At 65.1% G+C, this 12,631-nt stretch carries 7 protein-coding genes; 1 reads left to right on the top strand and 6 read right to left on the bottom strand.

Going from position 1 to position 12,631, the window contains the following annotated elements:
- The first annotated feature begins 181 nt into the window (after positions 1–181).
- Positions 182–1,378 carry an SGNH/GDSL hydrolase family protein gene (locus tag SR3_RS21415; RefSeq protein ID WP_068090528.1) on the top strand — a complete coding sequence of 399 codons (1,197 nt, stop codon included), beginning with the start codon at positions 182–184 and terminating at the stop codon, positions 1,376–1,378.
- 44 nt (positions 1,379–1,422) lie between these two features.
- On the opposite strand, the gene SR3_RS21410 is transcribed toward SR3_RS21415, so the two are convergent.
- The 6 genes from SR3_RS21410 to SR3_RS21385 form a co-directional block, all read right to left on the bottom strand.
- Complete coding sequence (locus tag SR3_RS21410; RefSeq protein ID WP_068090526.1) at positions 1,423–4,122, bottom strand: exo-rhamnogalacturonan lyase family protein; 2,700 nt, start codon at positions 4,120–4,122, stop codon at positions 1,423–1,425.
- Positions 4,119–4,784 carry a DUF6250 domain-containing protein gene (locus SR3_RS21405; protein ID WP_068090524.1) on the bottom strand — a complete coding sequence of 222 codons (666 nt, stop codon included), beginning with the start codon at positions 4,782–4,784 and terminating at the stop codon, positions 4,119–4,121. Before SR3_RS21405 ends, SR3_RS21410 begins: the two co-directional genes overlap by 4 nt.
- A gap of 23 nt (positions 4,785–4,807) precedes the next feature.
- Positions 4,808–7,624 carry a TonB-dependent receptor gene (locus SR3_RS21400; protein WP_169805681.1) on the bottom strand — a complete coding sequence of 939 codons (2,817 nt, stop codon included), beginning with the start codon at positions 7,622–7,624 and terminating at the stop codon, positions 4,808–4,810.
- 432 nt (positions 7,625–8,056) lie between these two features.
- Positions 8,057–9,367, bottom strand: coding sequence for a family 1 glycosylhydrolase (locus SR3_RS21395; RefSeq protein ID WP_068090567.1), 1,311 nt, complete (start codon positions 9,365–9,367; stop codon positions 8,057–8,059).
- Between the two features lie 8 nt (positions 9,368–9,375).
- Positions 9,376–10,233 (bottom strand): alpha/beta hydrolase, encoded by an 858-nt coding sequence (locus tag SR3_RS21390; RefSeq protein ID WP_068090519.1) that lies wholly within the window; start codon positions 10,231–10,233, stop codon positions 9,376–9,378.
- A gap of 63 nt (positions 10,234–10,296) precedes the next feature.
- Positions 10,297–12,564 carry a TonB-dependent receptor gene (locus SR3_RS21385; protein WP_068090517.1) on the bottom strand — a complete coding sequence of 756 codons (2,268 nt, stop codon included), beginning with the start codon at positions 12,562–12,564 and terminating at the stop codon, positions 10,297–10,299.
- Between the last annotated feature and the right edge of the window lie 67 nt (positions 12,565–12,631).

The following is a 12,631-nucleotide window of genomic DNA, read 5'->3' as shown; positions in this document are numbered from 1 at the left end:
AAGCTCCTGGCCATGAGCGATCCGCCGGTGGGTGGGATCGTTATTGTTCTATGTGATACGTTGTTGCGATATATGATACAAAGAGTCCCGTCAACATCTTGCGGGATATGCTTTGCGGGTAAAGCCCCGATGCGGCACAAGGGGCCGCATAAGTGCCCCCGCACAGGAGAGACGAAAACCCATGCGCAGCATCACCACCACTTTGACAACAATGGCGCTTCTGGCCGTGGCCAACCCCGCGCTGGCCGGAACCGCGCGCAGCTGGAGCGCGGCGATGCAGGCGGTGCCCACTGTGAACGGCGCCTCCGCCCTGCCGCCGCTGGGTGACACCACCATCCGCCAGATCATGCGCCTGTCGGTGGGCGGAGACAGTCTGCGCCTCACCTTCGACAACAGCGATTCGCCCAATCCTCTGCTGATCGATCATATCGAGGTGGCGCAGGTCGATGCCGCGGGCCGCATCCTGCCCGGGACCAGCCAGCGCGTGACCGTGGGCGACCGCCCGGCGGTGGTGATCCCGGCCCATGCGCCGATGGTCAGCGATGTGGTGAAAATGGCGCTGCCGCCTTTGGCCCGCGTGGCGATCTCGATCCATCTGGCCGCCGGGCAGCAGCCGTGGAGCTTCCATGGCTATGCCGCCGCCAACACGCTGCTGGCCCCCGGCGACCAGACCACCGCGCCGGAACTGACCAGCGCCAATGCGATGCAGCGGCGCTTTCTGGTTTCGGGCATCGATGTCATCTCCGCCAAGCCCTTGCGCAGCGTGGTGGCCTTTGGCGATTCGATCACCGATGGCGTGCGCGCCACGGTGGATTCGGACCGCCGCTGGCCCGATCAGCTGGCCGGGCGGTTGCAGCAGGCGGGGATGACCCAGGTCGGCGTGGCCAATCAGGGCATCTCGGGCAACAAGGTGCTGCAGGATGGGGCGGGGATCGGCGCTCTGGCGCGGTTCGACCGCGATGTGCTGGGCGTGCCCGGCGTCAGCCATGTGATCGTGCTGGAGGGCGTGAACGACATCGGCGGCGCGTTTCAGACCGGCCAGCAGGCCAGCTTTGATGCGGTGGCGCTGATCAACGCCTATCGCCAGATGGTGCTGCGCGCGCATGACCACGGGATCAAGGTGCTGCTCGCCACCATCCTGCCCTACAAGGGCGCGGGCTACTGGTCGGCATGGGGCGAGGAGCAGCGGACCAAGGTCAATGCCTGGATCCGCAGCCAGCGCGAGGCCGATGGCATGGTCGATCTGGACGCGGCGGTGCGCAATCCGGCGGACCCGCAGGCCTTTGCTCCGGCCTATGACTCGGGCGATCATCTGCATCCCAATGATGCGGGCTTTACGGCGATGGCCAAGGCCGTGCCGCTCAACCTGCTGCGGTAAGCGCAAGGCCCTGCCGGCCAGAGCAAGGCCGGCAGGGCGCGCCATCAGTGGCGCGGTTCCTGAGCGCTGGAGTGGTGCGGCGGGATGGCCATCGCCTCCAGCTCCTGCGGGGCGAGCGCCAGCATCTGGATCGCCGCCAGCCCCCATTGCGCCGAGGCATTGGTGGAGACCTGAGGCCACTCCAGCACGCCATCCACCCTATGGCGCGGATCGTGATCCCATGTGCCAAGGCCCTGATCGCCGGAGTAGAACTCTTCCACCGCGCGCTTCATCAAGGCCTTGCTGCCGCTGGCGCGGGCGGCATAGGCGGTCATGCGGGCATAGGCCTCGCGCAGGTTGCGCGCGCCGAAGGGCGGCCCGAATTTGGCGAGAAATTCTTCCTTGGGGGCGTTGTACCACTGGCAGAAATCGACCCACGCCTGCTTGTAGGCGGGCAGGTCGATCAGCTGGATCAGCTCGGCATTGACCTCCACTGCGCCGAAGACGGCGGAGAGATGCTGGAGCGCGATATGATCGCCGGGGCCGGAAAAACTGTGCGTCTTCGGATCATAGGGCGCGCCGCCCGCCATCCAGCCGAATTTGAGCGCGGCAATGCTGCTCATGCCCGCCACCAGACGGTCGCGCCACTGCTTCTCGCCGGTGCGTTCCCACATGGTGAGCCAGCTGCCGGCCACCGCCGTCCAGCTGGGGCCGAAGCCCATATCGAAGGTGCCGGGCGGGCCGCTGTAGGCCTTGGCGCCGGGCACCTTGCGGCCGATGTCGACATGATCGAGCGTGCGGTCTGAATCGGCCATGTCGGCGATCAGATCGCCCACGCGCTCATCGGCGGTGAGGTAGTAATAGATCCGGCGGTAAATGGCGTTGGAAACGCGTGGCTGCTTCGAGCTGTCGCCCCAATGCTGCACGCCGTGACGGGTGCCCAGGCCCACGAAGCGCCCCATATGATAGGTGTCGACCTCGCTGGTGTGGCGGGTCATCGCCTCGGCCAGACGCCATGGCTGGGATGCGCCGGTGCGCAGCGCCTGCAACCACAGCCAGAGATCGGGCGAGAGTTCGGAATTGTCCCAGGCGAAACCGCCGATGTCATAGCGCCAGACGTGCCGGTCGCTGTCATAGGTGTGCATCACATCGCCGAAGTTCCAGAACCCATACCACGCGCGGCGATCGACCTCCCCGCTGTAAAAATCGACCAGATTGGCGAGCTGGTTTTCAATGGCGGTGCGGTTGGGGCCGGAACGATCCGGCAAGGACCAATCACCGAAAACCTGAGCCGCATGCAAGGCGGCGGGATCGGCCATCAGGCGCGGCGCTGCGGTATTGGCCTGAGCCATGGCCACGATGGCCTCATTGGCGGGGGTGGCGGCGCAGGCCCAGAGCGTCAGCTCGGCGGTGCGGGCGATGCCGGTGGCGCTGTCCCAGCCGGGTTCGTAATCCTCATAGGTGATGTCGAGCCCGGCGTTTTGCGCGTCATAACCCTCCATGCCGTTGACGCCGCGCCAGGGGCGCATGTCCATGGGGGCGGCCTGCGGGCTCCACAGCCATGCGGTGAGGCTGGCGGTGTCGCTGGCGGCATGGTCCACGGCCAAGGCCGAGGGGTAGGTCTCCCAGAACCAGCGCCGCGCGATGGCGGCGCCACCGCTTGCTCCGCCGACATAGGCCAGACCCGGCGCACGGCCTCCCTCCTGCGCGCCGATCCAGGCATGGCCCGCCTCGGTGCGCTTTTCGATGGTGTAGCCATGGGCGCTGGACTGTTCGAGGCGGAAGTCCGACCACGTGGGGATATATTGCAGCTTGTCGCGCACGGCGGCGCTCATCTGGGCGAGCGGGGGCACGGGCTGGCCATGGGTCTGGGCATGGCGGAAAGCCGCGCCGGGATCGCGGCGCAGGCCGGTCAGCGGGCGGACGGCTTCGGCGAACAGCGCGCCATCGGTGGCGAGGCGGATATGGCGGTCATGCGGGGCGTCATGCATCGGCACGGCGGCGCTGAGGCCAAGGCCCGCGATGGCGTCGTGTTCGGGCTGGCCGTCATAGATGAAGCTATGCACGATGCGCAGATGCTGCGCGCCAGCATAGGCGTAGAAGCGCACTGTGAAGGGCAGGGTGGCTTTCGCATCGGGGCGGTGCAGGCCTTCCACCTTGATCACCGCGCGGATCGGGCCGCTCTGCTCGATGGTGAGGCGGGTGACGGTGCCGGTAAAGGGCGTGCGGGCGCCATCCGGGCCCTCCGCCATGGCGCCCACCAGCGTGAGCGGCCCCAGCACCGGCTTGCCGCCGATGCTGGCCGAGCGGATCAGCGCCTGCCCGCTGCTCGCAAAATCCCACACCACGCCGCCGCAGGTGACGCGGGCGCCATTGGCGCTCTGCTCAACCGTCACCCGTTCAACCGGCGCTGCCGGGCGGGCGGCGGGGATCACCTGCAAGCCATCGGGAGCGGGGCCTTGCGGGATCGGCAGGGCATGGGCGGTCCATTTGATCGAGCCGTCGGGCCATGTCGCTGTCACCCAGCTTTGCGCGGGGAGGGCGCTGCCGTTGGCCTGCACCGCAAAGCCGGTGTTGCGGGGCAGCGTGCCGCGCGGCCAGGCCACGCCCAAAGTCTGGCCCAGATCCATGTGCGGCGTGCCTTCCAGCCAGTGCAACGCCACCGGCGCGGGGGCTTTGGCGGGAGCGCTCCATGCGGCTGTTGGCATGGCGGCGGCGGGCAGCAGGCTGGAGAGTTTCAGCGTATCGCGGCGGGAAAAAGTCATGGGCGAGGGGTCCCGGTTGAGATGGTGAGCCTGCGGATGCGCAGATGGCTGAAGGTGGTGCGCAGGCCGAACCAGCCGCTGGTGTAAGGGGTGGGGTCGTCGAGCGTGAAAAGCATCTGCCCGTCGCGCTGCACGGTGATGTGTTGGCCGTCCGCGGTCAGGGTGATGCTGGTCCAGATGTTGGGGCGCAGCATGGCGGCGGCGTCGCTGCGGTCATGCCGGGGGAGGAGCGGGCGCACGCCTGTTTGCCCGATATAGCGGCGCAGGCGCGTGGTGGTGTTCCGGTTGCCGCCGATGCCAACATAATACATCGCCAGCGTGTCGTAATCCTCGAACTTGCCGGAGCGGCGGGCGAGGGAGGGGCCGTTCTTCTCATGCGCCATCCAGAAGGCGTTGAGATCGCTGACCTTGTCATTCGGCCCGCCGGCCGCCACCGCCATCGCTTCGAAGCGGATGGTGGTGGGGCCGGAGAGTTTTTTCGGCGACCACAGGGTGATGCCCCTGGCGCTGTCGATGTCGATCACGCCATGGTTTGTGGTGACTGTGGCCGCAGGATCTTCCGCCTCCACAGTCCAGCTCCTTGGCCAGCCTTTCGGCGGGGCGGCATGGGCTGATAAAGGCAGCAGGAGAGGGGCCATCAGCATGGCTCGCCAGCGTGACATGCCCCGTCCTCCTGTAACCGCGATCACATCTTGCCGCGCACGCCGAAGTAGATGCGGCGGCCATAGGTTTCCACCGTGCTGACGCGATAGAGGCTTTCCTCGTCCTCCTTGCGCTGGGCGTTGAACAGGTTCACGCCCTCGAGGAAGACGCTGACATGATCGTTGAACTTGTAGCTGAACGATCCGTCCCACTGGCCGAAGGCTTCGCCAAAGGCGTTGAGATTGTCGCGATCGGGCCCGATGTTGTAGCGCGAGCGCCAGTTGTACGAGATGCGCGCCGAAAGCTTGCTGTCCTCATAGTACAGCGAGCCGTTGACAGTGTGGCGCGACAGGCCCGGGAAGCCCAGCTTGGCCCCCGAATAATAGCCGGTCACCGAATAGCCGCTGTCCTTGGCGTAGGTGTAATTGGCCAGCATGCCCATGTTCTTCAGCTTGCCCGGCAGGAAGCTGAAGGCGAATTGCGAACCGGCCTCGAAGCCGGTGATATGCACCGGGGCGGGGCTGTTGACGTAAGTGGTCATCACATAGTCCTGCCCGAAGAAGCTCTGGGTGGTGGCGATCTTCTGCGGGAAACCGGTGATGTCCTTGCGCCACAGCGTGGCCGACAGATAGTTCAGCTTGGAGAGATACCATTCCGCGCCAAGGTCATACTGCTGGCCGGTGTAGGGTTTCAGGTTGGGATTGCCCACGGAGCCCGTCAGCGAGGTGGTGTTCAGCGACATCGATGGCGCCACCTTCGACAGATCCGGCTGCGCGGCGACCTTGGTGGCGGTGGCGCGCAGGATCAGCTTGTTGTGGATCAGATCGTAACGCAGATTACCGCTGGGCAGGGCATAGGTGTTGCTGCCGTAATAGGTCACCGGCGCGAAGGTGCCCGCCACCGTGTTGATGTTGTAGCCCGAGGAGACAGTCCTCATATTGACCACGCGCACGCCAGCCACAATATCCAGATCATGGCCGAAGGGGCGCAATTGCCACTTGCTGGACAGGTAACCGGCCCAGTTCTTCAGCTTCACGTCATAGGTGCTGCCCGGAACCCAGCTCGACGCGACGGTGGCATCGGGAATACCCGCCGCCTGCGCAACGGCCATGCCCATGTTCATCCAGCGCGGATAGGCCGTAAAGCCCAGATTGCCGGTGTTGAAGAAGTTGTGGTCGCCCAGATCGTAATGGCTGACGAAAGACTGGATCTGCGAGAGGATCGCCGCATTGCTGCCGGTGGAGGTGATGTTGTCGACGCCCGATCCGGTCACATAGCTGCGGGTCTTGATATCGCCCGTGCCGGCTGTGGTGCCATAACCGTCATAGGTGATGGTGGCGTCATGATAGATCGCGTTCTGCTCAAGCAGGCGGCGCTGCACGCCGAATTTGATGTTCTGCAGAATGCCGCCCACATCATACTGGCCGTCGAACTGGAAGTTCTTTTCGGTCTGGCGGTTGATCAGCGGCTTGTGCTGGATCTGGAAGTTGTTGATGCCCGAAGGGTTGGTGGGGTCGCCCGAAATGGTGATGTTGGGCGCGCCCGAGGGATTGTTGTAGTTCACACCCACCGAAGTGAGGCCGAACTGGCTGCCCACCACGTCGATCTCATCGTTGAAGGCGCGGGCCCAGGAATAGCCGCCGCGCGCCTTGAGGGTCAGGCGCGGGGTGGGGTGCCATTCGGTGCCCAGCACGCCGGTGAAGGTCTGGCGGTCGATGGTGCCCAGCACGTTGCGATAGGTCACGCCAAGGCCGCTGGCGCTGTTGGGGTTGGTGGTGGCGGGCTGCAGGAAGGTGACGTTGCTGGCCGCATTGCCGGCATTGATCGCGGTGTCACTGCCAAGCGAAGAGGTGGGGCTCAGGGCCGATGACGTGGTGATCTGCATGAACTGGTCGTTCTCGGTCTGGCGGCCGCGGGTGTAGGTCGTGTCCAGATAGAGCTTGAAATTGTCTGCCGGGCGCCATTCGATGATGCTGTTGAAAGCATAGCGTTCGGTGCTTTCGCGATACATCGCGTAGCGCGGAATATCGGGATAGAAATCGCCCAGCCCATCGCCGTTCAGATCGACGCAGCCGCTCTGCACGGCGGCGGTGCAGGTGGCGGTGGCGCTTTTCTTGATCTGGCGCCAGCCGGTGGTCTTGGCCTGATCGTACCACATGCTGCGCTTTTCATAGGTGCCAGACACCAGCACGCCCAGCGTATCATGCGCGAAGAGATGGCTGGCGATGATCGAGGCCTTGGGGTCCACCTTGCCCGCCGTGGTGCCGTAAACGCCCTGAAGCGAACCGGCCAGATAGTCCTTCTTGGAATCGAAGGGGCGGCGGGTGATGATCCGGACCGTGCCGCCCAGACCGCCCTCGGTCATATCGGCGGTGGCGGATTTGACGACTTCGAGGCGGCTGATGAATTCGGCGGGAATGTCGCGGAATTCGACGGCGGGATTGGTCGCCGCGCCGCTGGCGGGGGCGGCAAAGGTCGAGAGCATCGACTGGCCGTTGACCTCGACGCGCACCAGACCGGGATCGACACCGCGGATCGAGACCGAGGAGCCTTCGCCGCCCGCGCGGCCGATCTGCACGCCCGTCACGCGTTGCAGGGCTTCACCCACATTCTTGTCGGGGAATTTGCCGACGTCTTCGGCGGAGATGGCGTCGATCACCTGATCGGAGCTGCGCTTGGCGTTGAGCGCATTGGCCAGGCTCTGGCGGATGCCGGTGACCATGATGTCCTTGTCGGACACATTGGTCTGGGGCTGGGCGGCGGGGGCCGATTGCGCAAAGGCGGGGGCGTGGCACAGCAGCGCGATCCCCATGGCCATCGCCGACGTGCCAGTGCTGCGGACAAGTGTTCCCAGTCTCATTCTCTTTCGTCCCATCCCCTGATATGTCTCATCTTGATGTATCAATATATGAGATCAACATTCTATTTGTGAACTTCTATCAAGCGGGATGGAGATTGGCAAGAGCGCTAAGCCTTGGCGGCGGCAAGCCGTGACAAGGGGAGGGTGACACGCCAAAAGGCACGCGCAAGTGCGACGCCTTGTGCGATTTAAGAGCGTTTTTTCAAGTTTTTACAGGAATGCCACGGGCGAGGCAGGGCGCGATGCAGGGGCGCGAAAAGGCCTATATCCAGCCCATATTAAAAGGTCTCATGGTGAAATATATGTTCATCATGTGGGCCTTTGGCGTATCGAGTCGCCATGGCCGTCCTCCGGCGCTGTCACGCGGCACCCGGGAGGGTGAGGGCGAGAGGATCGGCGCCTCTCGCCCTTCCAGGTCGTACAGGGCAGGTCTTACAGGGAATTGTTGCGCGCAATGGCACCCAGCACGGCGGCGCTGGGTTTGGGCGTGCGCTTGAAGCTGACCGGATCGACGCTGGCCAGACCGAAATTGGCATGGCCGACCCCGGCGCCCCATTCGTAATTGTCCATCAGCGACCAGTGAATGTAACCCTGCACCGGCAGACCCTCGGCCATGGCCTGACGCAGATCGCGCAGACCCTCGCGGATCAGATTGACGCGGATGGTGTCGTCATCGGTGCCCACGCCATGCTCGGTGATCAGCACGGGCTTGCCGGTCGCCTGATGGGCATAGCGCGCCGCGCCCGCCAGCGAAGGGGCATAGACCTCCGCGCCCCGGAAGTTGCGCACAGAGCCTTCCGGCGCGGGAAGGCGGCCATCCTTGCCCCACAGGATGCGCTCATAGTTCTGGATCGCCACGAAATCGTCGGTGCGCGCCACCTCCAGCCATTCGCCGTAGAGTTCGGCCCGCATCCTGTCGCGGATCGAGCCCTCGCCCACCGCCTGATCGTCGGCGATGGAGAGGCTGAAGCCCACCGGCAGATCGGGGCGCACCGCCTTGATGGCATCGCGCGCGGCGTGATGCCCCTTGATCATCGCGGCGGTCAGCGCGGGCACATCCTCGGGCAGCACGGTGTTGGCCACCACATAGCGCGGCACGCCCGCCGCCTTGGCCGCCGCCGCCAGATTGGCGCGCAGCCCGCCGATGAACTGCGGCGGCAGCACGAAGGGCAGCAGCCGGGGCAGATTGGGCTCGTTGAGGGTGAGCGCCACGGCAATGCCGCCCGCCAGATGCTTGGCCGCATGGTCGCAGAAGCGGGTGAAGAGGTCGGCGGCCTGTGGGTGCAGCCAGCCACCCTGCGCGGCGAACCAGCGCGGCGTGGTGTAATGGTTGAAGGTGACGACCGGCGCGATGCCGCGCGCATGGCAGCCATCGATGATCGCCTTGTAATGGTCCAGCATGGCGCGGGAAAACATGCCGGGCTCCGGCTCGATCCGCGCCCATTCCAGGCTGAAGCGGAAGGCGTTGAGGCCGATCCCCTTCACCAGATCGAGATCGTCACGCCACAGATCGAAGCTGTTGACCGCATCGCCCGAGGGTGCCCCGGTGATGGTGGGCTGGACGTTTTCCAGCAGCCATTGGTCCGAATTGGTGTTGTTGCCCTCGATCTGGTGACCGGCGGTGGCGGCGCCCCACAGAAAGCCTTTGGGGAAGGCTTTCCCGGGCATCTTCGTTGTGGCGGCAAAGGCAGGCGTGGCGGCCAGGGCGGCGGCGCTGGCGATCAGGGTACGGCGGTCGAGCAGGGGGGAGGTCATGTGATGTCTTCCACAAAACGGGCGATTTCATCGGCCAGTCGGCGGTCCGCCGTGCCCAGATGCATCGCCATGGTGTAGTGATTTTGGCCGGACAGCGTGACGGCGCGCGGCATGGCGCCATGGCGCTCCAGCCGCTCGGTCATCAGGCTCAGGAATTCGGCCTGAAAGCGCGGCGGATCGAACTGGGCGCAGGCCAGCAGCAGGGGCAGGGTGGTGGCCGCCACGGCTTCGCGCGGCATCTTGCCAGCGTAAGTTTCGGGCGCGCCATAGTAACGCTCATCCTTGGGATCGAGCGGCGTATAGCCATAGAGGCCGGACAGCAGCACAGCGCCGCGCACCAGATCGCGGTGATCAGGCCGCAGCCGCAAAAACCCCGCGACATGCACCGATCCCGCCGAGGTGCCCAGCAGCACGATCCGCTCCGGATCGCCGCCATGTTGCGATGCATGGGCGCGCAGCCAGTCGACGGCAGCCCCCACATCCTCGCTGCCCGAAGGCCAGAGGTGATCGGGGGCGAGGCGATAGTTCATCACCGCGCCCACCATGCCCAGCTTCGCGGCCATCATGCCCACGGCGGCATTGGGCCAGTCACCGGGCTCTTTCCAGCCCTTGTCGCCCATCACGAAGGCTCCGCCATGGACGAAGAGCAGCACGGGTTTCAGCGCGCTCTCCGCGCCGCCATAGAGGTCCAGCCGGTGCCTTTCATGCGGGCCATAGGCGATATCGCGGGCGCTGGGGGCTATCGCCCCGGCGCGCTGCTCTGTATCGAACAGGGCGCGGCAGGCGGCCAGCACGTCGGGGCCCAGCCCCGTGCCCATGGCGGTGATGGCTTGGGTGATGTCATGCAGGCTCATGGGGTCAGCATCCTGTCGTTCGGCACAAGGGCGGGATGCTTGCAGCACCCCGCCTGCGTTTCATCAGAATTTGCCGTCGAGCGACAGACCCACCGAACGGAAGGACTGAGGCCCGTAGATCGCGCCGACATTGGCCCCGTCGCTGTAGGGGAAGCTGCTCTGCATCAGCGCGGGCTCATGCACGTTGAACAGGTTGCGGGCGAAGACCGCCACGGTGAAACGCTCGTCCGCCGTGCGCACGCCCACGCGGCCGCCCACCGTCCAGTGCGGGCGGAAGGTGGTTTCGGCGATGGAATTGGCCTCATAGCGCACCCGCGATTTCCACACCGTGTCCATCGCGAAGAAGCCGTTGAAACGCTCGGTCAGCTTCTGGCTGTATTCGCCCGACAGGGTGAACTTGTATTCGGGCGCATAGGCCAGCTGGGTGCCGCCGATCATGGTGCCATCGGTCCCCTTGAAGCCGGTGGGATAGGTCGTCTTGGCCCAGATGAAGCCGGTGTTGAGCGAAAGATTCTTCGTCACCTTGCCGAACAGGTTGATTTCCGCGCCACGCGATTTCACCCCGTCGATGTTCTTCTGATCGCAGGAGATCACACCATTGACATCGGTGATGCACTGCTGGGCCTGGAAATTCTTGATGGTGGAATAGAACAGGCTGGTGTCCAGCACCCAGCTGCCCAGCAGCGTGCTCTTCAGGCCCAGTTCGTAAGAGGTGGGGATTTCCGGCAGCACCACATAGGGCGTCCGCGGATAGGCCGGGGTGGCGATCTGCCCGCCCTTGAACCCGCGCGAGACGGTGCCATAGACCATCGTCTTGCGCGCCACATCATACTGGCCGCCCAGCTTCCACGAGAACTTGTTTACATCCAGCCCGGTGTGGCTGTTGGTGGAACCCAGAATGCTGCCCGCGAAAGTGTCCAGCTTCAGCCCGTCCCAGGTGTAGCGGCCACCCGCGATCAGCCGCAGTTTCTCGCTGGCATGGATGGTGGACTGGCCATAGATCGCCATCGACGTGTCGGAAACGCGGAAGGCGCCCGTGCCGGCACTGACCACGGGAATGAACACGCCGGGCGCGGGATGGATCGAGACGGTCAGCGGTTCGGGCATGCGGCTCTGGATCTGGTTCGAATAGAACAGGCCGCCGGTGTATTCCACCGTCTGGCCCGAGGGCGAGGAGATGCGCAGCTCCTGCGTGAACAGGTCGATCGGGCGGTGCACGTCGCCATTGGCCACCTGCAGCAGCAGCGGATCGGCGCGGAACACGCTGGTGGCCGCTCCGCTGCCTGATTCCAAGCTCTTGCGATAGGCGCTGATCGAGGTGATGGTGAAGGGATCGGCCTGATAATCGACCTGCAGCGAAGCGCCGCCGCTGTAGGTGTGATCGACATAATTGGCGCTGGTGCAGAAGTTGCGGTTGCCTTCCGCCGCCGTGATGCCGCAGCTGGCGAGATTGGCCGAGACATTGTCGGGCACGCCCGCGGCCAGCGGGAAGGCCGCCGCGCCATTGGCCTTCACGAAGGTGAAGAAGTCGCCGCCATTGGTGGTGCGGGTCTGGGTGTAATCGCCGATCAGATTGATCGTCAGCCGCTCGGTGGGCTGCCACAGCAGGTGGCCGCGCGTGCCCCATGTGTCATTGCCGGTGTATTTGCCGCTGGTGAGGTTGTAATCGGGGCCCTGACGCAGATTGCCGAAACCGGCGATGCGGATCGCGGCATTGCTGGCCAGCGGCAGGTTGACCACGCCCTGCATCACCTGATTGCCCGATTTCGAACCAGCGGTGCCGGCATTGGACAGTTCGGTGCGGACGCGCACGCTCACCTTGTCGAATTCGGGCTTGTTGGTGGTGATGTTGATGACGCCCGCCGAGGTCGTCAGGCCGAACAGCGTGCCCTGCGGACCCTTCAGCACTTCCACCCGCGCCACGTCGAACAGGTTGGAGATGTTGGCATTGCCCTGGCTGACCTGATCGACCACCACGCCCACCGAAGCCACCGCGCCCGCCGAGAAGGTCTGGGTGCCGATGCCGCGGATCGAGCCGCCGCCGCCGGTGTTCTGGCCGGGCGCGGCCTGAATTTCGAGGCTGGGGGCGATGCGGCTGAGATCGGTGATGGTGTTGACCTGCTGGCGCTCCAGCTGCTTGGAATCGGCCACGGTGATCGAGATCGGCACCTTGGTCACGCTTTCCGAGCGGCGCTGGGCGGTCACGACGATCTCGCCCAGGCTCGGGGTGTCGGCGGCCTGAGGGGCGGCAGCGTTCTGGGCCATGGCGGGCATGGCGAAGGCGCTCAATGCAACGCCCGACAGCATGGCGGCATGCTTGAAACTGGTCATACGATCTCTCCCTGAGGTTCTTCTTGTTGGTTGCTCACAGGGGGCGCGGCGGACCGCGCCCCCGCAA

The organism is Novosphingobium rosa NBRC 15208, assembly GCF_001598555.1.
Classification (GTDB): domain Bacteria; phylum Pseudomonadota; class Alphaproteobacteria; order Sphingomonadales; family Sphingomonadaceae; genus Novosphingobium; species Novosphingobium rosa.
This window is presented reverse-complemented; position numbering and strand designations above follow the sequence as displayed.